Source organism: Deinococcus sp. (assembly GCF_018260555.1).
Taxonomy (GTDB): Bacteria; Deinococcota; Deinococci; order Deinococcales; family Deinococcaceae; genus Deinococcus.
In genome coordinates this window covers 17,914-44,747 of record NZ_JAGLBB010000019.1, presented here as the reverse complement: position 1 = coordinate 44,747, position 26,834 = coordinate 17,914, and the positions used below count along the sequence as shown (strand labels likewise).

Below are 26,834 nucleotides of genomic sequence, written 5' to 3'. Positions count from 1 at the left end.
ACGGGGCCCTGGCCGGGGCGGCGCGCCTGCTGGGGTACGAGGCGGTGCCTGACCCGGCCGACACGCCGGGCTTCGAGGCGCACGTGCAGGTACTGGGCCGCGTGGCGGTCACGTGCGGGGACGGACGGGCGCGCGAGTGGGGCCGCGCCCGGGCACGTGACCTGCTGGCCCTGCTGGCCGTGCATCCGGCGGGCCTGCCGCGCGAGGCGGCGCAGGAGGCGCTGTTCCCGGGAGCGGACCCCGGCGTGGGTGAACGGAACTTCCGCGTGACCCTGCACGCCCTGGGGCAGGTGCTGGAGGAAGGGGCGCGCAGCGGCGTGTTCCTGGAACGCGGCGACTGGCTGCGGCTGCGGCCAGGGCCGGACCTGCACGTCGATCTGGCGGCCGCCTGGGCGCTGCTGGCGGAGGCGGCGGGCACCCCGGGCCGCCTGGACGGCCTGCTGCTCCTGCCGGCCGCGCTGGCCGACGTAGACCTGGACGACGTGGTCCGCGAGGCCGGGCGGTACGCGGCGGCCCTGCCCGAGGCGCTGACCGCCGAGGCGGAGGTCGCGCTGGCCGTGGCCCGCCCGGATCAGGCGGTGAGGGCCGCCGAACGCGCCCTGAACCTGGACCCGGCGCATGAACCGGCGGCGCGTGCGCTGATGCGCGCGCACTACGCCCTGGGGCGCGGCGCGGCGGCCGGGCGGGTGTACGCGGCGCTCACGGCGGCGCTGGCCGAGCTGGATCTGCGGCCCCTGCCGGACACGCAGGCGCTGTGGCAGGCGCTGGCCGGCGCGCGCTCCTAACCGCACCTGCGGCTGCACTTTTGGTCGCGCTTCTGATGCGCACTCCGATTGAATGGTCTGCCAGAACCGTTCAATCCGGGCGAAGCGAGTGGGAGCAAAGAGGAGTCCGGGCGTAGAGTCCGTATGAGCAGGGCCGTAACCCCGGAGTGACACGCGCGCCCTACACTCCACGCATGACGCAAGACACGCATCAGAGGGCCGCGCTGGTCACGGGCGGCACCAGTGGGATCGGGCTGGCGACCGCGCAGCGCCTCGCGCAGGATGGGCTGCGGGTGGCGGTGCTGGACCTGGACCGGCCGCAGGCCCGCGAGGTGGCGCGCGAGCACGACCTGACGTTCATCGGCGCGGACCTGTCGCGCCGCGAGGACTGCCGCCGCGCCATCGACGAGACCGTGACGGCACTGGGCGGCCTGGATGTCCTGGTGAACAACGCGGGCTTCCAGCACATCGATCCGATCGCGGAGTTCCCGGAGGACACCTGGGACGCGATGCTGCGCGTCATGCTGACCGCGCCGTTCCTGCTGAGCCGGTACGCGTGGCCGCATCTGACGCGCAGCGGGCAGGGCCGCATCGTGAACGTGGCGAGCATCCACGGGCACGTCGCCAGTCCGTTCAAGAGTGCGTACGTGAGCGCGAAGCACGGTCTGATCGGCCTGACCCGCACGGCGGCGCTGGAGGCCGGCGAGCAGGGCCTGACCGTGAACGCCGTCTGCCCCGGCTACGTGCGCACGCCGCTGGTCGAGGGGCAGATCGCGGATCAGGCCCGCACGCGCGGCCTGACGGTGCAGGAGGTCGAGCAGCGGGTGATGCTGGAACCCGCCGCCATCAAGCGCTTGCTGGACCCGCAGGACGTGGCGGCGCTGATCAGTTACGTGGTCAGCCCGGCCGCGTGGGGCATGACCGGCGCGGTCCTGGACCTGGACCTGGGCTGGACCGCCCGGTAGGCAGGGGCGGCAGCGGGGTGGGAGGCCGCGCGCGGTCGCAGGACGCACCCGAGATTCCGTCAGGGCGAATGGAGGCCGGTTCCATCAACCATCCTCCCTCCCCTATCAACCCTCAGCGGGGCTGGCTGCTCAGGACCATCACGTACGAGGTGCCGCGTGAGCCCTGCACGACGGCGGCGCCCACGTGGGTGTAGCGGTTCTCGTTCATCCAGTAGCAGTGCACCGCCGAGTTCAGCCACCAGCGCACGGCCTGTTCGGGGTTCACGCCGCCGCCCATGTAGATGATCTCGGTGACGCTGACGGCGTTCACGCCGGTGCTGGCCGCGCGGACCTTGGGGGTGGAGCCGTCGGCGCCGGTGTGGGTGATGCGGCCGCTACTGCTCATGTACCCGGCCTGGATGCGCGCGGCAGCGGCCAGTTCTAGCGAGTAGCTGAGTGCGCCCGCCACGGGGCGCCGCCCGCTGCCGGGGCAGCTGACGCCCTGGGCGCGCACCTGATTCAGCCGGACCATCAGCTGACTCTCGGCGGGGGTGGGGGCGGCCTGGGTGGTGCCGGGCAGACCGAGGGCCAGAAGGGCCGCCAGTGCGCCAAGCGTCCGCTTGGGGTTCCGCATGAGCATCGTGAACGCAGCTTAACCTGAATGTCCGGTAAATGTTGCAGGTTCCGGGCGCAGAGTTGATACCTCTGCGCCCGGAACCCGTTCTGGCCGGCGTGAACGATCAGATCAACCGTTCACGCCGGTCTCTTTCTTACAGCCTTACAGCAGGCCGCTGCGGCGCAGCAGGGCGTCCGCGTCGGGGTCGCGGCCCATGAACTCGCGGTACAGTTCGGCCGGGTCGGCGCTGTTGCCGCGGCTCAGGATGGCATCCACGAAGGCGCGGCCCGTGTCGCGGTTGAAGATGCCTTCCTGCGCGAAGCGGCTGAAGGCGTCGGCGTCGAGCACCTCGGCCCACTTGTAGCTGTAGTATCCGGCGCCGTAGCCGACGGGGCTGCTGAACAGGTGGCTGAAACTGGCGATCTGCGCGTACGTGTCGGGCAGCGGGAACGGAGTGAAGGTCGCCATGATGTCCCGCGCGAACGGCAGGGGGTCGGCGTCGCCGGTCGGGTCGAATTCCACGTGCAGGCTCAGGTCGGTCAGGCCGAAGGAGTACTGGCGCATGGCGGCGTTCGCCGCGCGGTAGTTGCGGGCGGCGATCATGCGTCCGAACAGCTCCTGCGGGATGGTCTGCCCGGTCTGGTAGTGCCGGGCGAACAGGTCCAGCGCCTCACGTTCCATGACCCAGTTCTCCATGATCTGGCTGGGGAGTTCCACGAAGTCCCAGGCGACGCGGGTGCCGCCCAGACTCCGGACGCTTACGCGGCCCAGCGCGTGGTGCAGTAGGTGGCCGAACTCATGGAAGACCGTTTCGACCTCCCGGATGGACAGCAGGGCCGGCGTCTGGGCGTCTGGGGGGGTCATGTTGCCGCACATCAGGCCCAGGTGCGGGTCCACGCCGCCTTCGCGGGGGCCGCCGGTGATGAAGGCGTTCATCCACGCGCCGGCGCGTTTGCTATCGCGCGGGAACCAGTCGGTGTAGAAACTCGCCACGTGCGTGCCCGCCTCGTCGTGCATGTCGTAGTACCGCACGTCCGGGTGCCAGCCGGGCGCCTGCGCTTCGGTGACGGTCACGCCAAACACGCGGCGCACGATCTCGAACAGGCCGGTCAGGACGCCGTCCATCGGGAAGTACGGGCGCAGGGCTTCCTCGTCGAAGTCGTACTTCGCCTGCCGCTGCTTTTCAGCCCAGTACGCGCCGTCCCAGGGTTGCAGGTGCGGGGCGTCCGCGCCGGCCTGCTCGTGGTAGAAGGCGTCCAGTTCGGCGTTCTCGCGCTCGAAGGCGGGTCGGGTGCGGGCGTCCAGGTCGCGTTCAAAGTTCAGGGCGCGGTCGCCGCTTCCGGCCATGCGGTCGTGTAGCACGTAGTCCGCGAAGTTCCGGAAGCCCAGCAGCGCGGCCTTCTCGCGGCGCAGTTGCAGGATCTCGCGGATCAGGGGGCGGTTGTCGCGGCCCTCCTGCACACCCAGCCGGGCCTGCGCTTCCCACAGTTCGCGGCGCAGGTCGCGGTCGTCGGCGTAGGTCAGGATGGGCAGCAGGGTGGGGGCGTGCAGGGTCAGGCGGTGACCGTCCTGGCCTCTGGTCTGGGCGTCTCGGCGGGTGGCGTCCTGCACGCGCTGCGGCACGCCGACCAGCCGCTCGGTCGGCACGAGCAGTTCGTACGCGGCGGTCGAGTCGAGCACGTTACGGGAAAATTCGCTGGTCACTTCTGCCAGGCGGGTGTTCAGGGCCAGGAGGCGGTCGCGGGCCTCGCCCTGCAGGTCGGCTCCCTCGCGGCGGAAATTGTCGATGGTCGTCTGGAGGTGCCGGGCGCGGACGGGGTCCAGCGCGGCCGCCGCGGGAGTGGCCGCAAAGGCTTTCAGGGCCTTCCAGAGGCCTTCGTGCAGGCCCAGGCGGGTGTAGAACTCACTCGTTCTGGGCAGGATCTCCATCTTGGCGGCCGTCCACTCGGGGCTGCTGATCACGGCGTCCAGGTGGTGAACGATGGTGTCCACGGTGTCCAGCTGTTCGGTCAGGCTGTCCAGGTCGGCCATGAAGTCCACGAAGTCCCGCTGCGGGGCGGCAGCCAGCTGCTCGAGCTTCTCCTGCGTCCGGGCCAGCAGGGTGTCCACGGCGCCCGCGGCGTGCTCGGGGCGAATCTGGTCGAACGGAATGCGGAACCCGACATTCAGCAGGGGGTTGTTCACGCCGGTCGTATCGGTATGGGGTGCAGTCATCGTTCTTAAGTATAGGAGGGTGAGTGCTGCGGACCCTAAGCATATTGGCGTGCTGGCAGTGCTACTCGCCAGTAAAGGGGGGCAGCGGTTCGCCCGCGCCGGGGTGAGCGGGCGCGGGCGGGATGACAAAAAAACCGGAGTGGCCCTGGTGGGCTCCTCCGGTTAGGGGTGGTTTGCGATTACCAGCGGTCGTCGCGGCGGTTGCCGCCGTACTCGCTGACGGGCGCGGCCTTCGTCACGACGATGTTCTTGGCCTGCGGGCCCTTGCCGCGCTGGCCTTCTTCCACTTCGAACTCGACTTCATCGCCCTCGTTGAGCTTCTTGAAGCCGGTGCTCTGGATGGCGCTGAAGTGCGCGAACACGTCGGGGCTCCCTTCCGTCTGAATGAAACCGAAGCCCTTTTCCGCGTTAAACCATTTCACTTTACCTACAGCCATGTTCAACTCCTTAGATTCCAGAGGCACGAAGAAACACACAGAAACCTTGTGCGCCCCTTACTCACTGCGTACCCGGGAAAACTATGGGTGCAGTGTAGACGCCGCCCCCAATTTTAAAAGCAGTTTTGATCACAATAGACACGAGGGGGCGAAGGGCCAGTTCAGCCTTCGCCTGCTCTGCTTCACCGGCGTCGCACCGTGATCCCTGTTGACTCGATAGAGACGCCCAGACCCGGTGACAAGACGGTGGTCTCTCATGCAGTTCTGAGCCAATCCGAGCGGACGCGAGTCGGAATAGCAGACGCCCCTTTGTGGTTTGGAGCCGCAGGCAGCGCTTTTCCGACTGTGGCGCAGTGGAGCGGCAGTCCGCATCAGAAGCGGCGCTCTGGGCCGGTCGGCTTGCAGGGGACCACAGAAATTGTATACAGTATCCACAATGACCTCTTTCGAGCGCCCCACCCTGGTCCGCGACGGCGTCTACGACCACCTGCGCCGCGCCGTACTGGACGGCGATATCGCACCAGGCGAACGCCTCGGCGAGGTGGAACTCGGCGCGCAACTCGGCGTGTCCCGCACCCCCATCCGCGAGGCCCTGATGCGCCTGACCCAGGACGGCCTGCTGATCGCCGAGGCGAACAAGGGCGTGCGCGTCCGCACCGTCACCGCCGACGAGGCCCGCGACACCTACGTCGTCCGTGAGGAACTCGACGGGCTGGCCGCCGCCCTGTGCGCCCACCAGCACAGCCCCGCCGACGCCCAGACCCTGCGCGGCGCCCTGAGCGCCCTGCAACGCGCGCCCAGCAGCGACTACCGTGAACAGACCCGCCTGGACCTGGCGTTCCACCGCGCCATCACCGCCGCCACGCACAACGCCGCACTGGCCGACCTGAACCGCGACCTGGAACAACGCGTTGCGCTCATCAAACACCAGACCCGCACGTACAACGCCCACCCCCAGACCGACGCCCAGCACGCCGCCATTCTGGACGCCATCCTGGCGCGCGACGCGGACGCCGCTCGGCAGGCCGCCCGCACGCACGTCCGCACCTTCGCCGCCCTGGTCCTTCAGAACCTCGCCCTGCCCATCACCCCGGAGAAACAAGCATGATCGACCAGCTGTACCGCAAAGCCGTCCTGACCGTCGCCGGGCAGAAAGCCGTCGAGCAGATCGTGCGCAGCCGCGGCTGGAGCGTCGCCCAGCGCTTTGTGGCCGGCGAGAGCATCCAGACCGCGCTGAACGCCGTCAGGGAACTGGAAAAGGACGGCATTCTGGCCAACCTCGACCTGCTGGGCGAGTTTATCGACTCGCCCGAAAAGTGCAATGCCTTCGCCGACAACGTCCTGAACCTCATGGACGCCGCGCACGCCCAGGGCATCAAACCGTATGTCAGCGTGAAACTCAGCAGCGTCGGCCAGGGCAAGACCGTGGAAGGCGAGGACCTGGGGCTCAGCAATGCCCGCCGCATCGTCGGCCGCGCCAGACAGTACGGGGGTTTCGTGTGCCTCGACATGGAAGACCACCCACGCGTGGACATCACCCTGGCGCAACTGCGTACCCTGATCGGCGAGTTCGGCCGCGAGCACGTGGGCAGCGTCCTCCAGTCCTATCTGTACCGCAGCGAGGCCGACCGCGCCGCGCTGGACGACCTGCACCCCAACCTGCGGATCGTGAAGGGCGCGTACCTGGAACCCGAGACGGTCGCCATGCCCGTCAAGGCCGACGTGGACGCCAGCTACCGCAAACTCGTGTATGCCCACATGAAGGCCGGAAACTACGTAAACGTCGCCACGCACGACGAAGGCATCATCCGCGACGTGCAGCACTTCGTCCTTGCCAACGGAATCAGCAAGGACGCCTTCGAATTCCAGATGCTGTACGGCATCCGCCGCGACCTGCAACGCAACCTCGCTGCCGCCGGCTACCGCGTCCGCGCGTACATCCCCTACGGCCGCGACTGGTACCCGTACTTCTCACGCCGTATCGCCGAGCGGCCTGCGAACGTGATGTTCGTGCTCAAAGGGATGTTGAGGGGCTAGGGATGGTCATGAAAGTCCGTCAACACACTCTCGTTGGACGTAATTGAAATGGCGATCTAACTGAATTGTGCCTCATCAGAACCACGTTTCATCTGCAGTCGTCGCAGACGCCATTCGTGAGGCGTTGTCACGAGGCTGGAAACCTCTCGATCCTGGCCCCACATTCCACCTTGAATATCCACCGATACGCTAACAAGGAGCCCCTATCATGCTGAAAATCCAGGAGTACCGCCCCCAACCCTTCATCGACTTCACCAAAGAAGAAAACGTTCAGGCCTACAGGGCCGCGCTCAAGAAAGTCCGCGCCGAACTGGTCGGGAAGCACTACCCGCTGGTCATCGACGGCGAACGCGTGGACACGGCCGAGAAGTTGACCTCGCTGAACCCCTGTGACACGTCGGAAGTGGTGGGGACGACGGCGAAGGCCACTACCCAGGACGCCGAGCGTGCCTTGCAGGGCGCGTGGCGGGCATTCGACTCGTGGAAGAAGTGGGACATGGACGCCCGCGCCCGCATTCTGCTCAAGGCGTCCGCGATCCTCAAGGCCCGTCGCCTGGAAGCCTGCGCCCTGATGAGTATCGAGGTCGGCAAGAACTACGCCGAGGCTGACGTGGAGGTCGCCGAGGCCATCGATTTCCTGGAGTACTACGCGCGCAGCGCCATGAAGTACGCGGGTTTCGGCGCGGCCGAGACGACGTGGTTCGAGGGTGAGGAGAACGGCCTGATGTTCATGCCGGTGGGCGTGGGCGTCTCGATTTCTCCGTGGAACTTCCCGTGCGCGATCTTCCTGGGCATGCTGGCCGCGCCGATCGTGGCGGGCAACTGCGTGATCGCCAAACCGGCCGAGGACAGCGGATTGATCGCGGGGATGATGGTAGACATCCTGCTCGAAGCGGGACTGCCCGCCGGGGTGCTGCAGTTCCTGCCGGGCGTGGGGAAAGAGGTGGGCGAGTACCTGACGACGCACGCGCAGACGCGCTTCATCACGTTCACGGGGAGCCGCGCGGTGGGTCTGCACATCAACGAGGTGGCCGCCAAGACCCAGCCGGGGCAGAAGTGGATCAAGAAGGTCATTCTAGAACTGGGCGGCAAGGACGGCCTGATCGTGGACGAAACCGCTGATCTGGACGTGGCGGTCACGGCGGCCGTGCAGGGCGCGTTCGGCTTCAACGGGCAGAAGTGCAGCGCCATGAGTCGCCTGATCGTGGTGGACAGCGTGTACGACGCCGTGGTCGGAGGCTTCGTGGAGCGCACGAAGGCCCTGAAGGTCGGGACAGGCGAGGAGAACGCGAACATCACGGCGGTCGTGAACCAGATGAGCTTCGACAAGATCAAGAGCTACCTGGAACTGGCTCCCAGTGAGGGCAAGGTGCTGCTGGGCGGCCAGGCCACAGGCGAGGCGAACGGCAAACAGGGCTACTACGTGCAGCCGACCATCGTGGGCGACGTGAAGCGCGGCGCGCGGCTGGCGCAGGAGGAGATCTTCGGGCCAGTCGTGTCCGTGATCCGCGCGCAGGACTGGCAGGACGCGCTGGATATTGCCAACAGCACCGAGTACGGCCTGACGGGCGGCGTGTGCAGCCGTGACCGGGCGCGGCTGGAGCAGGCCCGCCACGAGTTCGAGGCCGGAAACCTGTACTTTAACCGCAAGATCACGGGCGCCATCGTGGGTGTGCAGCCCTTCGGCGGGTACAACATGAGCGGCACGGACAGCAAGGCAGGCGGCCCGGACTACCTGGCGAACTTCATGCAGCTCAAGACCGTCACCGAACGCTGGTAAACGCCGCGCAGCACAGTGGGCCAACAGGGCGCGGCCCGCCGGTACCAGAAGACCGCCGCGGATACCGGAACACCGTCAGGGGGCAGGCAGAGGGATGAATCTCTGTCTGCCCCTGTTCATGCAATGGGGCACCTGCGGATGATCCGGGTCATCTTCTGTACTGGGTCGTATCGCGTGGCCCTGGATTCAAGCCACGCGATTTCCCGTCCCTAGCAGTGACCGACTGGTGGGGAGTAGGCGACCGCGCGTCTCTTTGTTGCACCCCGTCCAGCGCTGGCTAGCCGGGTGGAGTGCCTGGGTACCGGGCGCGCATTAGTATCCGCGCCAAGCTGAACTGCACACCTGCCTGCCAGTGAATACCACGTCCATGCCGCATGTTCTTGTGCGGCCGGAACAGCCTTCGCCCCCACCCCTGGACCTCCCGGAGGCACGCATGAAACTGACCCACCCCCTGCTGGCAACGACCCTCGCCCTGACCCTGGCTGCCTGTGGACAGCCGGGTACTGTCACACCCGACGCCGCCGGCCCGACTGCGCCCGTCGCCAGCACACCGGCAGGCACCGGCAGTTACCTCGTGGGCTTCCGCCAGCCGCTGAGTGCCCAGGCGCTCGGCGCGCAGGAACTGGCCGCGCAGGCCGCCGTGCAGGCGCAGGCCATCACCGCGGCCGGTGGTGTCATGACCAGCCAGTGGGCCGACATCAGCGCCGCTGCCGTCCGCCTGAGCCCCGCCGCCCTGAGCGCACTCCGCGCAAATCCCAGCGTCGAGTACATCGACCAGGAAGCCGTGCACCGCGCCCAGGGCATGCGCCGCGCCAGTAGCGACGCCCGCCCCGCCTCCACCACCCCGAGCGCCCCTGCGCTGGTTTCGCAGGGTCTGGGTTCACAGGGTCTGGGCGCACAGGCGCTGTACGCACCCAGCAGCGAGTACACCTGGGGCGACAACGCCCTGCGCGTGCCCGCCCTGCGCGCCGCCGGGTACACCGGGGCCGCCACCACCAGGGTTGCGGTGTGCATCCTGGATACCGGCATTGACGGGAATCACCCGGAATTCGCGCGGAAACTGACGGGCTTCAAGAACTTCGTGACCACCGAGGCCAACCGCAACGACCCCTACGCGCTGAACGACGTGTCCCATCACGGTACGCACGTTGCCGGGACCGTGTTCGCGCAGTACGGGGCGGGCACCGGCGCGGCTGGCCAGCAGAAGGGCATGGACGTGAACGGCGTGGGCGGCGTGGCGACCGGCGCGAACCTGTACATGGGCCGCGTGCTGGGCAACACTGGGTCGGGCACCAGCAGCGCCATCATCAACGGCGTGAACTGGTGCGTGTCCCAGCTGAAATCGCAGGGCGGCACCCAGGACCGGGTCGTGGTGTCCATGAGCCTGGGTGGCGGCAACCGAAGCACCACCGAACAGCGCGCCTACACCGCCGCGTACAACAAGGGCGCCCTGATTATCGCTGCAACCGGGAACGACGGGGCCGCCGTGTCTTACCCCGCCGCGTACACCCAGGTGGCGGGCGTGGCCGCCGTGGACAGCAATCTTAGCAAGGCTGACTTCAGTAATTTCGGCTCGCAGGTGGACCTGTCGGGGCCCGGCGTGGCCGTCCTGAGCAGCGTGCCCCTCGGGCAGGGCACGGCCGCGAGCGCCTCGGGCGGCGGCGTGACCTTCAGTAACGTGCAGGCCGCCGACCTGACCGGCCGGGGCAGCTTCACCGGGAACGTCGTGAAGGCGGGCGACGGCACTGGCACGGCCGGTGCGAACGAATTCTGCGGCGCCAGCACCCGCAACACCGCCCTGAGCGGCAACATCGCCCTGATCGCGCGCGGCACCTGCTCCTTCGAGGAAAAGACCGCGAACGCCGTCGCCAGCGGCGCCCGGAGCGTCATGATCTACAACAACGTCGCCGGGCCGCTCGGCATGAGCCTCACGAACACCTCCGCCGTGCCGGTCGTGGGCGTCCAGCAGGCCGACGCTCAGGGTCTGCTGAGCAAACTGCCCACCACCGGTACGGTCGCCGTGACCAGCGCCGACTACGAGTACTTCGACGGGACCAGCATGGCCACCCCGCACGTCAGTGCGGCCGCCGCCGTCGTGTGGGCCGCCAAACCCAACCTGACGAACACCGGGCTACTCAGCCTGCTCACGGGCACCGCCCGGGACCTGGGAACGGCCGGGAAGGACGACAACTTCGGTTACGGCCTCGTGGACCCGTACAAGGCCATCACCGGCCAGTAAGCATCACGATCACCACGCACCCCCTTCCACGCGCAGGGGGTGTTTCTTATCGGGCCGGGCCTGCACGCTGGCCAGGGCGCCTACCAGCCCGCTTCGCGCAGCAGGCGGTCCACGATCAGCGCGCCGCCCAGGATGGCGGGCAGGCCGCCGCCGGGGTGCACGCCTGTTCCGACCTGCCACAGCGTGGGGGTCAGGCGGTACGGCTGGGGGTGCAGCGGGCCGCCACGCCAGGCGGGCAGGGCTGCGCCGTAGATCGCGCCGCCCGGGTGGCCGCCCCGTGCGTAGTGCGCGGGCGTCAGGGTGACGGTGTCCAGGGCGGAGTCCAGCAGACCGGGCACGTTCAGGGTGCGTTCCACACGCCCCAGTTGCGCCCGCACCCAGGGGTGGTCGGCACTCAGGATGCGGCCGGTGGGGGGCGCGGTCAGCAGAACGGCGAGGCGCGGGCCGTCTGCGTGCACGAGCGCCAGCGTGGTGTGTGGGAGTGCCCCGGCACGCAGCGCGTCCCGGAAGTCCCGGAAGCTGGTAGGCGGAATGACGCTGGTGGCGGGCAGCGGCGCGGGAGCACTCAGCGCGGCATACACGGCGACGCCACTGACGGTCCGGGCGCCGGGTCTGACCGGCTGGCCGCGTAGCCCGGCGAGGCGGGCCGGGTCGATGGCACTGACGATCAGGTCGTGGTGACAGACCTCTCCCCCGTTCAGGGTGAGGGCCGTACCCGTCATGGCGCGGACGCCCACGCCTTCGCGGATGGTCACGCCAAGCGCCTCGCAGAAGCTGCGCAGGGTGTCCAGCAGCGCGCCCATCCCGTAGGCGGGCCGGAACACGTCGGCTCCCACCAGGGCGGGAATCAGGGCGTACAGGGCTGGGGCGTCGGCAGGACTCAGGCCAGCGTTCAGGGCGTGGGTAGCCAGCGCGTGCTCCAGCGCGGGTGGCAGGTGACGGGCGCGCAGCCAGGCGGCGGCGCTGGCGTGCGGGGCGGTGGCGCGCAGCAGGGCCGCCGACGCCCGCAGGAATGCCGGGTCGTTCAGGCGGGGCGGGGTGGTCAGCAGGGCGGTCAGGTGCGCGCGCAGGGGCTCGGCCGCCTGCACGTACCGTTGCCAGTGCGAGAACAGCGCGTGTGTGGGCGGCACGGGCAGCGGCACCGGCCCGTGCGGCGTGTAGTGAGTACCCAGACCGCCGGGCAGTGGGCGCAAATACAGCGGGTCGGGTTCGTGCAGGCGGGCCAGGACGGCGCGCCACACGTCTGGGAAGGTGAAGAGGCTGGGGCCAGTATCGAAGCTCAGGCCGCCCGCGTGTTCGCGCCGCAGCTTGCCGCCCGCGCGGTCCTGTTCGTACACGGTGACCGCGTGTCCGCGCGCGGCCAGAAGCGCGGCCAGGGTCAGTCCGGCGATCCCGGCGCCCACGACGCCGACGCGGCTCACCTGACCGATCCGTTCACAGGCCGGTCCACTCCCCGCGCGCCAGCAGGTAGACCAGTTGCACGCCCGCCACCGCGCCCACGATCCATGGCGTGACGATGCTCAGCGGGTACAGGCGCGCGGCCTGTGCGGGCGTGGGGCGGCGCAGCAGCCCAAGGGCCATGCCGCCGCAGGTCAGCAGCAACGCCAGCGCCGTGAGGCGCGACACGGGCAGCAGCAGCGCCGCCGCCAGAACGAACCACGCCAGCGCGTAGGCGGCGCTGCCCCGCGTGCCCAGCGTGGTCGCCACCGTGCGCGTCCCGGCGGCCCGGTCGGCGGGAATGTCCTGCGCGGCGTCGAAGGCGTGCTTCCCGACCGAGTAACTCATGAGGGCCAGCAGCGGCCACCACGGGACCGGACTGCCCAGCGTCAGGGCAGGCAGGGCCAGCGGCAGGGCGTACGCCACGTTGCTCAGGCCGTCCAGGAAGGGGCGGCCCTTCAGGCGCAGGGGCGGCAGGCTGTACGCCACGAACAGCGCCGCCGAGACCAGCAGCACAGCCGTCGCGGCCGGCGGCAGCAGTAGCGCCAGCGTCAGCAGCGCCGGGATATTCAGGAGCAGCGTGGCGCGCAGCAGCGGCCCGCCCTCGGCCAGGGTCAGGCGCGCGCCCTGCCAGCCGCCCTTGCGGGACGAGCGGGCGTCCTCCTCGCGGTCCGACAGGTCATTCAGGCCGTAGATCAGCAGGTTGAACGGCAACGTCAGGTACCCCAGCAGCAGCAGCGTCCCCGCGTCCAGCGTGTACAGGCGGCCCGAGAGCCACACGCCCGTGACGAGCGTGCCGATGGTGTTCACCCACAGCGCCGGGCGCGACACGATCAGGAGTCGGCGCAGCGGCAGCAGGCGGGATCGGGGCTGGGCGGCGCTCGGCATGAACAGGGCATTGTAAGGGCGGACGGGGGCAGGCGGTTGACCCTGCGCTGGCCCGCCATGAAAGCATGTCGGCGCGGCCCACTATGGACTGCCGTCTGCTTCGCGCACAACCCGAAACGGCGCCCTGGTCCCACTCGCTCTGCTCGGAAGGGAACGGCCCTGCACGCCACGGCGCCAGAGTCGGCAGTATGCGTAATGCTTACCATCAAACGGCCTAGCCGTGCGCCACAATGGTCTGCGATGAAGCCCACCGCCGGACGGTCCCAGACCGGAATGTTCACCGCCTCGGAAGTCGAGGGGCAGACGGGCGTTCCCGCCACCACTCTGCGGCAGTGGGAACGGCGCTACGGGTTTCCGCACCCCGTCCGGAACGCCAGCGGGTACCGCCTGTACTCGCCCGGTGACGTGGCCGCCATTCAGTACATGCAGGCCCAGTTGCAGTCGGGCGTGCCGGCCGGGCGCGCCGCCGAACTGACCGTGCAGGCCACCCGACCCCCATGCGAGCCGGCCGGGGTGTCCCTGGCGCCCCCGCCCGCGCAGCCCGGAGGGCGCGGCGCGGCTCACTGGTCAGGAATGCTGACCGACGCGCTGCTGTCCTCGGATACCGACCGCGCCGGCGCGCTGCTGGCCGAGGTGCATTCTCAGCTGCCGGTCGAGGATGTCATGACGGCCGTGATCAGCCCCACCATGGTCGAGATCGGGGCTCGCTGGGAACGCGGTGAGATCACGGTGGCGCACGAACATCAGGCGACCGCGTACCTGCGCTCCCGCCTGTCGGCGCTGATGGACGTGGCGGGCGTGCAGGCGGGATTCGGGCCGCTCGTCGTGGCCGCCTGCGCGCCCGAGGAGCAGCACGAACTGGGCCTGATGATGCTCACGCTGGCCCTGCGCCGCCGGGGCGTGCGCGTGGCGTACCTGGGCACGAACGTGCCGCTGGGTGACCTGGCCGTGTACGCCCGGCAGCGCGAGGCGCGCGCGGTCCTGCTGGCGCTGAACGGCCCCTGGGCGCTGGACGCCACGCGCGAGCACCTGCGGGACCTGGACTGCCTGGGCATGCCGCTGTTCTACGGCGGCGCGCTCCTGAACGCCGAGCCCACTCTGGCGCGGGAACTCGGCGGGCAGTACGCCGGGCCGGACGCGCCCAGCGCCGCGCAGCAGATCGCGGCGGCCCTGCTCGGCAGCGCTGCCGACCCGGCGCACCCTTCTGGAGGTTCAGTATGAACGTACTCGTGACCGGAGCCAGTGGCTTCGTCGGAAAGGCCGTCGTGGCCGAACTCATCTCGCGCGGGCACTCCGTCACGGCCGGCAGTCGCTCGGGCCGCGACGTGGGCGGCGCGCGGGGCATGAAACTGGATGTGACCGATCCTGGCAGCGTGCAGCGAGCTGTAGGGCAGGCCGACCCGCAGGTGGTCGTGCACTTGGTCGGCATCATCGCCGAGAAGGGTGACCAGACGTTCACGCGCGTGCACGTGGACGGCACCCGCAACGTCCTGGCCGCCACACCGCGCGGCGCGCGGTACGTGCACATGAGCGCCCTGGGTGCGCGGCCTGACAGTGCCAGCGCCTACTCCAGCAGCAAGGCGCAGGCCGAGGCGCTCGTGCGGGCCAGCGGCCTGAACTGGACGATCTTTCAGCCCAGCCTGATCTTCGGTCCGGGCGACGATTTCTTCGGGCGGGTCCTGCGGGAACTCGTGAGTGCGGCGCCCATCGTGCCGCAGATCGGGGACGGCCGCTTTCCGTTCCGGCCAGTCAGCGTGCAGGACGTGGCCCAGGCGTTCGCCGCCGCCGCCGGGTCTGACCTGGGCAGCGGGCACGCCTACGCACTGACCGGCCCGCAGGAGTTCACGTTCCGGGAACTGCTGGAACTGGAACTCGGGGCGCTGGGCAGGCAGAAACCCATCGTGCCCGTCCCGCTCTTCCTGATGGATCTCGCCGTGCCGCTGATGCAGATTCTGCCCAGCCCGCCCATCACGCGTCATCAGTACGCCATGCTCAAGGAGGGCAACACAGCCCCCAACGAGCCCGCCCGCACGTTGTTCGACCTGCCCATGCGGCGCCTGCCAGACGACCTGCCCGGCCTGCTGAGCAGGAAGCACTAGCCGGTTGGGCACCCCCACCCGCTCGGGGCCCGCGCTGTTATACGGACTCCAATTGATGGGGCTGCAAAGGCCCTTCAATCCGGGCGAAGCGAGTGGGAACAACACGGGTTCCGGGCGTGGAGTTGACACCCTGGCGATGTTCTGGGTGGTCAGCGAAATAGACGGAACCCTACAGGTGGGTGGGCAGGTCCTGAAGGGCCCTGACGGCCATGGGGGGCGCGCCGCGCCGGAACGCGGCGATGTACGCGCTGACCGTTCCCCCGGCGCGTTCCACGAGGCGGGCCAGGGCCTGCGCCGTCCCGCCGGACGCGATCACATCCTGCACGATGGTCACCTGCTGTCCTGTCAGACGGGCGGCGTGCGGGCCGTCCAGCCACAGGGTTTCCGTGACGCCCAGGGACATGCTAGGAACCTGCTGAATGAGTGGCTCGTGCATGTACGTCCGGCGTTTCTTGCGGGCGCACACGTACGGGATACCGCTGCGGTCGCTCAGTTCATGCGTGAGCGGCAGGGCGTTCGTGACGACGGTCAGCAGCACCTGGGTCTGCGGGGGAATCAGGGCCAGCATCTCCTGCGCGGCGGCGTTCGTGAAGGCGCTGTCGCCCATGAATTCCACGAGCGGCACGCGCTCCAGATTTCCGGTGCGAACGATGGGCAATCGCCGTTCCAGACAGCCGACCCGCACGGTCAGTTCGTTCAGGTTGTTCATGCGTCCCACGCTATCCCGGCTGCGCGCGCAGCGTTTCAGGTGCGCCGGGTGTGTTCCGCCCCGATGGACGCACCCGGCCCACCCGGTGCCCGGTCCCCGCGCGGACAGTCCGGGTCAGCGTTCGGTGGGGTCGCTCTCGAATAGCGGCAGGTGACCCAGCGCCGTCACTTCCGGACGTTCCTGCCCCTCGGTAAACACGGCGACGACAGCCGCGACCTCGCCGCCGACCTCATCGATAATCTGGCGGATGGAGTGCAGCGTGCCGCCGCTGGACACCACGTCGTCCACGATGGCGACCTTGCGGCCCCGGATCTTCTGCACATCGAAGCCGTCCAGGACCAGCAGTTGCGGCTTGCCGGTCGTGATGCTGACCACCTCGCGCGCCACGGGATCCACCATGTACGGCTTCTGCGTCTTGCGAATCACGATGTACGGCTTGCCACTCTCACGGCTGATGACGTGCGCGAGGCTCAGCGCCTTGACTTCCGGCGTGACCAGCACGTCGATATCGGCGGGCAGCAGGCGCGCCAGTTCACGGCCTGCGGCCTCGGTGACTTCGGTGTCGCCCAGCATGTTGAACAGGGCGACGCTGACACCAGGAGCGACGGGAACGATGGGAAGGTCGCGGGTCACGGCGCCCACCTGAACTTTGAACGTGTTCACTCTGCGCAGTGTACCCCCCTGCCGGGGAGCCTGGCCGTACGTCGAACTGCTGGCCGAACTGCTGACGTCGCGTCCCCCGAGAGACGCCCGCGCGCGAGGTCCCCCTGCCCCTGCGGCGCGGCCAGCCCGAGTACCGGCCCGAGATGGACGGCGACCGGGACGGAATGGCCTGCGAAAACCAGCCCTGAGCGGCCGCCCCGCCCGGCGGGCGATGCCTGGAACTACTCCAGGGACTGGCCGTTCAGGGTAACGCGGCCCTGATCGATTCGCAGGTCGAGGCCAAGCTGGTCGCCGCTGCGCTTCAGGTACCCGGCGCTGACCAGGGTGTCGATATCGGCCATCTGGGCCAGCGGGCCGACATTGCCGAGCAGGGCGTTCAGGGCGTCCTGGGTGGCGCTGAGTTTCAATTGCAGGTCGGTCAGGGGCAGCAGCTCGGCGGGCTGGTCGGCCAGCGCCTGAAGTTGCGTGTCGTCCAGGGTGGCCGCGCCGGGCAGGGCCACCCGACCGGTCAGGGTGACGTTCCCGGCGCCTTGCGCGACGTTCAGGCGGTCCAGGGTCAGGACCGGGCCCTTCTGGAGCAGGGCCAGCAGGTCGGCGCGGGCCTGCGTCTGCTGCGCCGCGCTGAGACCCGCGAGCGGATCGCTCTCGGCCTGGTCCGGTTGAGCCTGCCGCGCCTCGTTCATCCCGGCTTGTGCGTCATTCAGCAAGACCATGAGGCGGTCCAGCGGTTCGCGGGCCAGGTGACCGAGGCTCAGGTGCAGTTGCAGGTCGCGCAGGGTCTGCACGGCGCCGTCCGGGCCGGGCACGGTGAGCGTGCCGACGTCGTACTTCACGCTGCTCGTCAGGAACTGGTCCTGCCCGGTGGTGGCGGCACTGATGTTCAGGCCGGTCAGGTTCATCGGGTCGGCACCCGCCTCCACGGAAGCGCGGTCGAGGGTCAGGGACGCGCTGCCCAGGCCGATGAGGTCCCGTGGCCCGCTGCGGCGGTTCTCGCCGGTCAGGGAGACGCGTCCCACCTGGACGCTGGTGAGCTGGCCGTCACTGGAGTCGGTGACGGTCAGGCCGGGCCAGTTGAGGTTCAGGCGGGAGTCGTTGCCCCGCACGTCCACGGTGCCGCCCAGCGCCTGCCAGTTCACTTTGGCGCCCTGCTCGGTGAGGGTACCGCCCGGCACGTCCACGCGGCTGTGGGTGTCTCCGGCCAGTCCGATGACGGTCTGCACCTGTGGCTGGCGGTTCGGGAAGGCGCGCGCGTACGCGGCCTGCGCCTGCGGGTCCTCGGGCCGGAAGGTGGTGGTCACGGTGGCCTGCCCCACGCCTTTCAGGGCGGGCAGCGGGCCGTACTGGATATCGTTCGTGATCAGCAGGCGCTGTGGGGTTCCGGTGCTGCCGGGCAGCGTGAGGCGCAGCACCTGCGTGCTGTGCATGAAACCGCGTGTGTACGACACCTGTTCGACCTGCGCGCCCGAAGCGGCGGCGCGGCCGCGCAGCGTGGCGGTCAGTTCGGTGGTGAGGGTCTGGGCGCGGCTGGAGAACACAGCCGTAGCGGCGGCGTACGCACCGGCCAGCAGCAGCGCGCCCACGGCGGCGGTGGCCAGCGGGCGGGCCGGGCGGCGGGTCGCGGTGTGGCGGGCAGGACGGGCGGGCGGGGTCGGGTCGGTCATGGGGTCTCCTGCTGGGCCGGGTGGGCCGGGTGGGCTGGGGGAAGGGGGCGGGGACGTACTCAGCCCGCCTGGCGGGAATGGCTCTGGCAGGCTAGCGGGCAGGTGTGGGCGGCGTTGCCGCAGGTCTGCTTGACGCGGCGCGTCCTTCCTGCGCTGACGCCAGAGCCGTCTGTCGGTGGCCCCTAACAACAGGAATTCCAGCTCTCGTGTGGGCGATTGCGCCCGTCCTGATGGTCTGTGTGGGCGCCGTGAAGGGGGTCTCCGGTCGCCTGTCTGGATAGTTGACTTGTTTTGTACGCCATAAAGGTTTACCTTTTTTATCAATGATTGCTTCCGCGTCCACCCGACCGCCCGCACGGACGGACCTCAGTGCCCTGAAATTCAATCAGGTGACCGTGGTTCTGGTAACCCTGCTGGCCGTGATCCTGACCCTGCCCGTCCTGACGCTGATCCTGGGCGCGGCCATGCTGCTGGGGGCCTTGCGCCCCGACCTGTCCCCCATGCGGGCCGCGTACGGCCTGCTGGGCCGCAGTGTGGGCCTGAGGCCCGAAGTCGTGGACGAGGACCCGCGCGCGCATCACTTCGCGCAGGGCGTGGGCGGCACCTTCCTGCTGGCCTCCGCCGCGTTTACCCTGGCGGGCCTGCTGGTCGTGGGGGCGCTGCTGGGCGTGGTCGTGATCGCACTGGCCGTGCTGAACCTGACCCAGAAGATCTGCGTGGGCTGCCTGATGTACTTCCAGTACCGCCGCCTGCGCTTCCATGTGCTGCGCCGCTAGATACCGGGTTCCCCCCACGCTGGGCCACTACACCAAGGCCACTGCGCCGCGAACGAACCACGGCCCTTCCGAACACACTCCCTGCAATGGCACGACCAGAAGGACACCCCATGCGCGACATTGAAGCCCTGAAGAAAGAAGTGCCGCCCTTCCAGATTTTCGACCTGATCCCTCAGTACGCCGCGCAGGGGTTCATTGACCCCGAGCGCATCGACCTGCTGAAGTGGGCGGGCGTGTACCCGCAGCGCCCGCAGGAGGACGGCTTCCTGATGATGCGCGTGCGCGTGCCCGCCGCCGAGTTCTCCAGCGCCACCCTGCGCGAGGTCGCCAGCATTGCCGAGGAGTACGGCCGGGGCTTTCTGGATGTCACGGACCGTCAGGCGTTCCAGTTTCACTGGCTGACCATCGATAAAATCCCGCAGATCTTTGACCGGCTCGCCCCGCTGGGCCTGCACCCCAAGGGGGCGTGCGGTGATACTGTGCGCGCCGTTATCGCCAGCCCCCTGGCCGGGCTGGACGCCCGCGAGATCATCGACGTGCGCCCCCTGGCCCACGCCATGGAAGGCACCCTGACCGGCAATCTCGAATTCCAGGACCTGCCGCGCAAGTTCAAGATGAGCATCACAGCGGTGCCGGAACTCGAAGGCATTCACATGATCAACGACATCGGCTTTCTCGCGCACCGCGTGAACGGCGAGGTCGGTTTTGACGTGTGGGTGGGCGGCGGTCTCGGCGCCGTGGCGCACCTGTCCAGGCGACTGGGGGTGTTCATCCGCCCCGAGGAGGTCGTGGAGGTCGGGCGGGCCATCACCGCCGCGTACCGTGACCACGGGTACCGCCAGAACCGCAAGAAGAGCCGCCTGAAGTTCCTGATCAAGGACCTGGGCGTGGAGCGGTTCCGCGAGATCGTCGAGAGGGACTACCTGGGCCGCGCGCTGAGGGACGGCCCGGCCGCGCCGACCGCGCGGTTCGGCGGGAATGACGTGCTGGGCGTGCAACCCCAGGCGGACGGCCTGAACTACGTGGTTGTGGCGACCACCGTGGGCCGCATCGACCCCACCAAGGCCCGCGCGCTGGCCGACCTGGCCGACCGTTACGGCAAGGGCGTGCTGCGCACCACCGCCTTCCAGAACATGGTGCTGCCGCACGTGGCGACCGCCGATCTGGACGCCGTGACGGCCGCGCTGAGCGAACTGGAACTGGCCCCTAAAACCACGCTGCGCGGCACGACCATCGCCTGCACCGGCAGTCAGTTCTGCCGCCTGGCGCTCACGGAGACGAAGGCCCGCACCGCCAGTCTGATTGATCACATCGAGGCGAAATTCAGCGGGCTGGACGTGCCGTTCACCATCAACCTGACCGGGTGCAGCAACGCCTGCACCCGCTACCAGGTGGCGGACCTGGGCTTCATGGGGGCGAACAAGACCGACCAGGACGGTACCGTGCACGAGGTGTTCAACGTTCACCTGGCGGGCAGCATCGGGCAGGCGCACCGCACGGGAACCAAGCTCAGGGGCGCCGTCCCGGCGGAACGTCTGAACGAATACACGGACGCCGTGCTGTCTGAATTCCAGGCGAACAAGCAGCCGGGCGAGAGCTTCGTCGAGTACAGCGACCGCATCGGCCACGAGCACTTCGCGCCGGACGCCGTGCTGGGCGCGCGCGAGCCGGTGACCGCGTGACTCCCATCGCCGGGGCCCACACCGCAGAACACACCGCAGAAGCCCAAATTGCAGAGGCCCGCACCGCCGGGGCCGCGGCGCAGCCCCCGGTGGGTCCGGGCCGCGTGGTGTGGTTGACCGGACTGAGCGGCGCGGGCAAGAGCACCCTGGCGAGCGCCCTGCACGCCGAACTGCTGGCCCGCGGCGTGGCGACCGAACTGCTGGACGGTGACGCCGTACGCGAGAACCTGAGTAAGGGCCTGGGCTTCTCGAAGGCCGACCGGGACACGAACGTGCGCCGCATCGGGTTCGTGGCGGGCCTGCTGGCAAAGCACGGCGTGACGGTGCTGGTCAGTGCCATCAGCCCGTATGCCGACACGCGCCACGAGGTGCTGGGCCACTTGCCGGACGCGCTGGAAGTGTTTGTGGACGCCCCGCTGGACGTCGTGACGGAACGCGACGTGAAGGGGCTGTACCTGAAAGCCATGGCCGGGGAGATTCCGCACTTCACGGGCGTCAGTGACCCCTACGAGGCCCCCGAGAACCCGGACCTGCACCTGCGCACCGACCTCATCAGCGTAGAAGAGGGCGTGCGGCAACTGCTGGAGGCGCTGAAGGTATGACCACCCTCCCCCACCGCCCTGACTTCACGCCGGACAGCGATCCGATGGACGTGATCCGATGGGCACTGGCCGCGCACCGGCGGGTGCTGATGCCCAGTGCGTTCAATCTGAACGGCGTGGTCCTGATCGACCTGGCCGCCAAGGCCGGGTACCGGGGCGAGGTGGTGTTCGTGGACACCGGCTACCACTTCCCTGAGACCCTGGCTACCCGTGACCGGCTGGCGGCGCGCTACCCGGAACTGAGTTTCGTGACCCTGAATGACGGGGCCAGTCCCGGGGACGGGCAGACGGACCCGGCGCTGTACGCGTCCGACCCGGACGCCTGCTGCGCCGTGCGGAAGGTCGCGCCGCTTCAATCGTACCTGCGCAGGCAGGCGCCGGACGCGCTGCTGAACGCCCGCAGCCGCGATCAGGCGACCACCCGGGCCGACATTCCGTTCGTGGAGCAGGGCGCGCGGGTCAAGGTGAACCCGCTGGCCCACTGGACGCGCGAGCGCCTGGAGGCGTACGCGCGTGAACACGACCTGCCGGCCAATCCGCTGTACTGGGACGGGTTCCTGAGCGTGGGCTGCTGGACCTGCACGCGCGCCGTGCGCCCCGGCGAGGACGCGCGCGCGGGCCGGTGGGCCGGGAAGGGCAAGACCGAGTGCGGCCTGTGGGCCGGAGGGAACGCCCTGTGACCCGCCGCCGTTGACCGTGCCCCGCTGAACAGACCGCCGCCTGCCCCCCGAGCGGCTTTTCCTGCCCAGAATAGTTGAGCTCTTTGGTCCACCAATACCCTCTGCCCACACCCACCCCGACCTGTTCCACTACTACCCCACGAGGTTCCCTCCATGACCATCCTGCTGCCCGAAACCGCCCTGCTGCCCACGCCCCTCGGCGGAGCCCTCGTGAACCTCGTGCGCCGCCCCGGCCACGACTTCGACCCGGCCGAACTGCCGGGCCTGCCCCGCCTGAACATCAGCGACCGCAGCGCCGCCGACCTCGAAATGCTCGCCACCGGCGCGTACTCGCCGCTGACCGGCTTCCTGAACGAGGCCGACTACCTGTCGGTCATCGAGCGACTGCGCCTGGCGGACGGCACGCCCTGGAGTATTCCCATCACGTTGCCCGTGGAGCGCGAGCACGCCCGGCTGCGCGGCCGCGTGGTCCTGAGCCACGGCGGGCAGGACATCGGCTGGATCGACGTGCAGGAAACCTACGAGGCCCGCAAGAGCCTGGAAGCCCGCGAGGTCTACCGCACCGAGGACCCCGCGCACCCCGGCGTGGCTGCCCTGCTGGCCCAGGGGGACGTGAACCTGGCCGGGCCGGTGGCGCTGTTCGCCGTGCCGCGCGGCGACTTTCCCCGCCACCACCGCACGCCCGCCGAGGTGCGCGGCGTGATCGAGGCGCGCGGCTGGCGGTCGAGCGTGGCCTTCCAGACCCGCAATCCCATTCACCGCGCGCACGAGTACCTTCAGAAGGTGGCGCTGGAACTCGTGGACGGCCTGCTGCTGCACCCGCTGGTGGGCACCACCAAGGGCGACGACGTGCCCGCCGACACCCGCGTCAAGGCCTACGAGGTGCTGCTCTCGGGGTACTACCCGCAGGCCCGCACGCTTCTGAGCGTGTACCCGGCCGCCATGCGGTACGCCGGGCCGCGCGAGGCGATCTTGCACGCCCTGTCGCGCCGGAACTACGGCGTGACGCACTTCATCGTGGGCCGCGACCACGCGGGCGTCGGCAGTTACTACGGCACGTACGACGCGCAGGAGATCTTCAGCGCGTACACCCCGGCGGAACTGGGCATTCAGATCCTCAAGTTCGAGCACACCTTCTACTGCAACGCCTGCGGCCAGCTGGTCAGCGCCCGCACCTGCCCGCACGACAGCAGCCACCACCTGGTGCTGAGCGGCACGAAGGTCCGCGAGAAACTCAGCGCCGGGGAGAACCTGCCCGCCGAGTTCACGCGCCCCGAGGTGGCCGAGGTCCTGCGCGCCGCGTACGCGGAACGCACCTGACCGGCACCCCCCGCCGTGACTGGGCACCGGCCCCGCCCCGGCCGGTCCGGACTGGACTGGACTGGACTGGAAAAACGTGACGGTATGGCGGGAGGCGTTACATGGACCGGCCCTCCCGCACCGCTCGTACGGACTTTGATGGAAGGGTGAGCAGGAACCCTTGGATCAAGGCGGAGCGAGGAGGAGCCACGAGGATTCCGGGCTTCGAGTTGGCAACCCGGTGAGGTTCCCGATTGCGCCCGATACAGACGGGGTCCGTCTGAACCGCATCATCTACCCATGGAGGGACGCATGACCCGAACGAACAAGCTAACCGTCTCGACCCTGCTCGGCCTGCTCCTCAGCCTCCCGGCCTCTTGGGCGCAGACCGCCGCCCAGCCCGCTTCCACCGTTCGCCTCGGGTACTTCCCGAACCTGACCCACGCGCCCGCCCTGGTGGGTCTGGAACGCGGCACCTTCCAGAAGGCGCTGAGCCAGAGTGGACAGGGCAAGGTGAAACTGGACGCCCGGCAGTTCGTATCTGGTACCACCCTGACCGAGGCCTTCGCTGCCGGTCAGATTGACATCGCGTACGTGGGGCCGGGCCCGGCCATCAACGCCGCCGGGCGCGGCATGCCCGTGCAGTTCCTCGCGGGGGCCAGCGAGGCTGGCGCGGTTCTGGTGGCCCGCAAGGACAGCGGAATCAGGTCGTACAGGGATCTGGGCGGCAAGAGCGTCGCCGTGCCCAGCCTGGGCAACACGCAGGACATCAGCCTGCGGCACATTCTCAACGAGAACGACCTGAAATCCAGAACGGACGGCGGCACCGTGACCATCACGCCCATTCCCCCCGCCGACATGCTGGCGGCCTTCGGCGCCAAGCGCGTGGACGCTACCCTGGTTCCCGAACCGTGGGGCGCGGCCCTTGAGTCGCAGGGACACAAGGTGATCGGCACCGAGAAAACCGTGTGGCGCGACGGGAAATACCCCACCACGGTTCTGATCGTGAATAGCAAGTTCGCGCAGGCCAACCCGGCCCTGGTGAAGGCATTCCTGAACGCCCACGCGGACACCGTGGCGTTCATCAACCGCTCCCCGGCAGCGGCGCAAACGGCCGTGAACGCCCAGCTTCTGAAACTCACGGGCGAGAAACTCGACCCGCGCGTGTTGCAGCGCGCCTTCGCCCGCACCCGCTTCACCACGGCGCTGGACCCGGCCGCACTCAGGGAATACGCCGCGCTGAACGTGGAAGCCGGGTACGCCCGCAGCGCCCCGGATCTCACGCCCTTCCTGCGTCAGTAAGACGGATTCCGCTGTATACCGTAAAGCCCGTCTGTTATTCCCACTCGCTTGGCTCGGATTGAACGGTCTTTGCTGCCCCTTCAATCGCCGTCCGTCTCATACGGACTGCGACTCCATACCGCCCAATTCGTATGCTGTTCCTACTCGCATCCGCTCGGATTGATTCAAAACTGCACCGAATCAATCGCAGTCCATCTCATTTCCGCGCGCCTCGCCCGCCGATCATTTCTGGAGGTTCATGACCACTGCCAACCGTTCAACCGATCTTTCCCCTCCCGGCGGGCAACCGCCCCGCTGGCGGGTGCTGTCCTGGCAGGTGGCTGGCCTGCTGGTCATCCTGGGCCTCTGGTGGCTTGTCACTGACGTGCTCAGGGTGTACCCGCCGTACGTGTTCCCCGGCCCGCAGGCCGTGTGGACCGAGGTCAGTTACGGCCTGTGGGGCACCGGGCCGCAGGACGGCAAACTGCTGGCCGCTATTGGCGGCAGCCTGCGCCGCGTGCTGAGCGGGTACCTGCTGGCCGTGCTGCTGGGCGGCGTGGTGGGCCTGCTGATGGGGGCGTGGCTGCCGCTGCGGGCCACGCTGGGCGCGTACCTGACCGGCATTCAGAGCGTGCCGAGCATTGCGTTCGTGCCGTTCGCGATTCTGTTCTTCGGCCTGAACGAGCGGGCCGTGCTGTTTGTGGTGATCCTGGAGGGGTTCATCCCGGTGGCGCTGGCCGTGTCGGGCGCGCTGCTGAACGTGCCCCCGGCGCTGCGCGTGGCGGGCCGCACGCTGGGCACGCGGGGGCTGGGCCTGACCCTGCGGGTGCTGCTGCCCGCCAGCCTGCCGAACGTCCTGACTGGCCTGCGAACCGCGTGGAGTTTCGCGTGGCGCGCCCTGGTCGGCGGGGAACTGCTGATCGCCGGGGCGGCCAGCCTGGGCGAGCAACTGGAAGTCGGGCGGAACACCGCGAACGTCGCGCTGGTCCTGGCGACCATCATCATCATCGGTGTGATCGGCGGGCTGTTCGACACGCTGCTGCGCTCCGCCGAGGCCCGCGTCCGGCGGGACTACGGTCTGGAGGTGCCCGCATGACCACGTCCGCTCAGGCTGGCGCCCGCCCGGCGCCCCCGACCACGCGCAGCGGCGCGCCCCTGTCCCTGGACGGCGTGACCTTCCGCTACCCGTCGCGCCGACGCGCCGGGGTCGGCGTGGGTCCCCTCACGCTGGACGTGCCCGCCGGGGAGTTCCTGTGCGTGGTCGGACCGTCCGGTAGCGGCAAGAGCACCCTGCTGAGCCTGCTGGCCGGGTTCCTGCGGCCCCGCTCGGGGCAGATCACGCTGGGCGGCGAGGTCGTCCGGGGTCCGCACCCGCGACTGACGCTGGTGCAGCAGGAAGCGGCGCTGTTCCCGTGGTTGACCGTCGCGGGGAACGTGGGCTTTGGCCTGCGCGGCCTGAACCGCGCGGAGCGGGCGGCGCGCGTGACCGACACGCTGCGGCAGGTGGGCCTTGCCGGATTCGAGTCACGCCGCCCGCACGAACTGAGCGGCGGGCAGCGCCAGCGCGTCGCCCTGGCCCGCGCGCTCGCCATCCAGCCGGGCCTGTTGCTGCTCGACGAACCGTTCAGCGCCCTGGACCACGCCACCCGCACCGCCCTGGCGGACGAACTGCTGGCCCTGTGGTGGCAGCACAAGGTGACGGTCGTGTTCGTCACGCACCAGCTGGAAGAAGCCCTGCACCTGGGTCAGCGGGTCGTGGCGCTGCGCGGCGGTCAGGTGGCCCTGGACGCCCCCGCCAGGAGTGTCAGCCTGGAAGACCTGCGCCGCACGCTGGAAGACGAGGGGTAATACGGATTCCGCTTGATTCGGCGACTTCCGAATCGATCCGAGCAGATACCAGTAGGAACAGCAGACGGATTGGGCGATATGGAGCCGCAGGCGGCGCTTTTCCGACGGTGGTGGAATGGAGATCGGTCCGTATAAGACAGACGCCGGTGGGATGGGGGGCAACCACCCCATTCAATCC

General features: G+C 69.1%; 25 protein-coding genes. 17 read left to right on the top strand and 8 right to left on the bottom strand.

Translation table 11 applies throughout. The features are described from left to right. Together QZ271_RS05595 and QZ271_RS05590 are read left to right on the top strand one after the other, a co-directional pair. On the top strand, positions 1–785 hold a 785-nt coding region (locus tag QZ271_RS05595), incomplete at its 5' end, for a BTAD domain-containing putative transcriptional regulator (protein ID WP_291429739.1). A gap of 173 nt (positions 786–958) precedes the next feature. Beyond that, the gene (locus QZ271_RS05590; protein WP_291429738.1) at positions 959–1,729 is read left to right on the top strand and encodes a 3-hydroxybutyrate dehydrogenase; all 771 of its coding nucleotides are present in this window, start codon (positions 959–961) and stop codon (positions 1,727–1,729) included. A 112-nt stretch (positions 1,730–1,841) separates the two neighbouring features. On the opposite strand, the gene QZ271_RS05585 is transcribed toward QZ271_RS05590, so the two are convergent. From QZ271_RS05585 to QZ271_RS05575, 3 genes are all read right to left on the bottom strand, one after another. Then, a complete protein-coding gene (locus tag QZ271_RS05585) occupies positions 1,842–2,342 on the bottom strand; it encodes a CAP domain-containing protein (RefSeq protein WP_291429737.1) in 501 nt (166 codons plus the stop codon). A gap of 144 nt (positions 2,343–2,486) precedes the next feature. Continuing rightward, positions 2,487–4,538 (bottom strand): M3 family metallopeptidase, encoded by a 2,052-nt coding sequence (locus QZ271_RS05580; protein ID WP_291429736.1) that lies wholly within the window; start codon positions 4,536–4,538, stop codon positions 2,487–2,489. Between the two features lie 179 nt (positions 4,539–4,717). Further along, a complete protein-coding gene (locus QZ271_RS05575; RefSeq protein ID WP_055362985.1) occupies positions 4,718–4,975 on the bottom strand; it encodes a cold-shock protein in 258 nt (85 codons plus the stop codon). A 436-nt stretch (positions 4,976–5,411) separates the two neighbouring features. Here QZ271_RS05575 and QZ271_RS05570 point away from each other — a divergent pair, with 436 nt between their 5' ends. From QZ271_RS05570 to QZ271_RS05555, 4 genes are all read left to right on the top strand, one after another. Then, a complete protein-coding gene (locus QZ271_RS05570; RefSeq protein WP_291429735.1) occupies positions 5,412–6,083 on the top strand; it encodes a GntR family transcriptional regulator in 672 nt (223 codons plus the stop codon). Continuing rightward, positions 6,080–7,012, top strand: a complete 933-nt coding sequence (locus QZ271_RS05565) for a proline dehydrogenase family protein (RefSeq protein ID WP_291429734.1) — start codon at positions 6,080–6,082, stop codon at positions 7,010–7,012. Before QZ271_RS05570 ends, QZ271_RS05565 begins: the two co-directional genes overlap by 4 nt. A gap of 208 nt (positions 7,013–7,220) precedes the next feature. Next, on the top strand, positions 7,221–8,792 hold the full coding sequence (gene pruA / locus QZ271_RS05560; protein ID WP_291429733.1) for an L-glutamate gamma-semialdehyde dehydrogenase: 1,572 nt from the start codon (positions 7,221–7,223) through the stop codon (positions 8,790–8,792). Between the two features lie 433 nt (positions 8,793–9,225). Further along, entirely contained in the window at positions 9,226–11,031 is a 1,806-nt protein-coding gene (locus QZ271_RS05555) for a S8 family serine peptidase (RefSeq protein ID WP_291429732.1), read from the top strand. Positions 11,032–11,111: 80 nt separating this feature from the next. Here the strand turns inward: QZ271_RS05555 and QZ271_RS05550 are convergent, their stop codons facing one another. Next, positions 11,112–12,452, bottom strand: coding sequence for an NAD(P)/FAD-dependent oxidoreductase (locus QZ271_RS05550; RefSeq protein WP_291429731.1), 1,341 nt, complete (start codon positions 12,450–12,452; stop codon positions 11,112–11,114). Between the two features lie 13 nt (positions 12,453–12,465). Then, positions 12,466–13,356 (bottom strand): UbiA family prenyltransferase, encoded by an 891-nt coding sequence (locus QZ271_RS05545; protein WP_291429730.1) that lies wholly within the window; start codon positions 13,354–13,356, stop codon positions 12,466–12,468. 240 nt (positions 13,357–13,596) lie between these two features. Between QZ271_RS05545 and QZ271_RS05540 the strand changes: the two genes are divergently transcribed. Both QZ271_RS05540 and QZ271_RS05535 read left to right on the top strand, forming a co-directional pair. Continuing rightward, complete coding sequence (locus tag QZ271_RS05540) at positions 13,597–14,577, top strand: B12-binding domain-containing protein (protein ID WP_291429729.1); 981 nt, start codon at positions 13,597–13,599, stop codon at positions 14,575–14,577. Next, the gene (locus tag QZ271_RS05535) at positions 14,574–15,455 is read left to right on the top strand and encodes an NAD-dependent epimerase/dehydratase family protein (protein WP_291429728.1); all 882 of its coding nucleotides are present in this window, start codon (positions 14,574–14,576) and stop codon (positions 15,453–15,455) included. Before QZ271_RS05540 ends, QZ271_RS05535 begins: the two co-directional genes overlap by 4 nt. A 169-nt stretch (positions 15,456–15,624) precedes the next feature. Here the strand turns inward: QZ271_RS05535 and QZ271_RS05530 are convergent, their stop codons facing one another. Both QZ271_RS05530 and QZ271_RS05525 read right to left on the bottom strand, forming a co-directional pair. After that, positions 15,625–16,164, bottom strand: a complete 540-nt coding sequence (locus QZ271_RS05530) for a phosphoribosyltransferase family protein (RefSeq protein ID WP_291429727.1) — start codon at positions 16,162–16,164, stop codon at positions 15,625–15,627. Positions 16,165–16,278: 114 nt separating this feature from the next. Continuing rightward, the gene (locus QZ271_RS05525; protein WP_291429726.1) at positions 16,279–16,827 is read right to left on the bottom strand and encodes a phosphoribosyltransferase family protein; all 549 of its coding nucleotides are present in this window, start codon (positions 16,825–16,827) and stop codon (positions 16,279–16,281) included. Positions 16,828–16,931: 104 nt separating this feature from the next. On the opposite strand from QZ271_RS05525, the gene QZ271_RS14525 reads away from it, so the two are divergent. Next, the gene (locus tag QZ271_RS14525) at positions 16,932–17,015 is read left to right on the top strand and encodes an excalibur calcium-binding domain-containing protein (RefSeq protein ID WP_367114315.1); all 84 of its coding nucleotides are present in this window, start codon (positions 16,932–16,934) and stop codon (positions 17,013–17,015) included. 33 nt (positions 17,016–17,048) lie between these two features. Here the strand turns inward: QZ271_RS14525 and QZ271_RS05520 are convergent, their stop codons facing one another. Then, positions 17,049–18,488: a YdgA family protein gene (locus QZ271_RS05520; RefSeq protein WP_291429725.1), complete on the bottom strand. Its 1,440-nt coding sequence runs from the start codon at positions 18,486–18,488 to the stop codon at positions 17,049–17,051. A 323-nt stretch (positions 18,489–18,811) separates the two neighbouring features. Between QZ271_RS05520 and QZ271_RS05515 the strand changes: the two genes are divergently transcribed. The 8 genes from QZ271_RS05515 to QZ271_RS05480 all read left to right on the top strand — a co-directional run bounded on the left by QZ271_RS05515 (position 18,812) and on the right by QZ271_RS05480 (position 26,656). Beyond that, entirely contained in the window at positions 18,812–19,264 is a 453-nt protein-coding gene (locus tag QZ271_RS05515) for a DUF4395 domain-containing protein (RefSeq protein WP_291429724.1), read from the top strand. Between the two features lie 110 nt (positions 19,265–19,374). Beyond that, the gene (locus QZ271_RS05510) at positions 19,375–20,946 is read left to right on the top strand and encodes a nitrite/sulfite reductase (RefSeq protein WP_291429743.1); all 1,572 of its coding nucleotides are present in this window, start codon (positions 19,375–19,377) and stop codon (positions 20,944–20,946) included. A gap of 47 nt (positions 20,947–20,993) precedes the next feature. Then, on the top strand, positions 20,994–21,548 hold the full coding sequence (gene cysC / locus QZ271_RS05505; RefSeq protein ID WP_291429742.1) for an adenylyl-sulfate kinase: 555 nt from the start codon (positions 20,994–20,996) through the stop codon (positions 21,546–21,548). Beyond that, positions 21,545–22,228, top strand: a complete 684-nt coding sequence (locus QZ271_RS05500) for a phosphoadenylyl-sulfate reductase (RefSeq protein ID WP_291429723.1) — start codon at positions 21,545–21,547, stop codon at positions 22,226–22,228. Before cysC ends, QZ271_RS05500 begins: the two co-directional genes overlap by 4 nt. 153 nt (positions 22,229–22,381) lie before the next feature. Beyond that, on the top strand, positions 22,382–23,548 hold the full coding sequence (gene sat / locus QZ271_RS05495) for a sulfate adenylyltransferase (protein WP_291429722.1): 1,167 nt from the start codon (positions 22,382–22,384) through the stop codon (positions 23,546–23,548). Between the two features lie 291 nt (positions 23,549–23,839). Then, the gene (locus QZ271_RS05490; RefSeq protein ID WP_291429721.1) at positions 23,840–24,829 is read left to right on the top strand and encodes an ABC transporter substrate-binding protein; all 990 of its coding nucleotides are present in this window, start codon (positions 23,840–23,842) and stop codon (positions 24,827–24,829) included. Positions 24,830–25,067: 238 nt separating this feature from the next. Continuing rightward, positions 25,068–25,904, top strand: coding sequence for an ABC transporter permease (locus QZ271_RS05485; RefSeq protein WP_291429720.1), 837 nt, complete (start codon positions 25,068–25,070; stop codon positions 25,902–25,904). Further along, positions 25,901–26,656, top strand: coding sequence for an ABC transporter ATP-binding protein (locus QZ271_RS05480; protein ID WP_291429719.1), 756 nt, complete (start codon positions 25,901–25,903; stop codon positions 26,654–26,656). Before QZ271_RS05485 ends, QZ271_RS05480 begins: the two co-directional genes overlap by 4 nt. Positions 26,657–26,834: the final 178 nt, after the last annotated feature.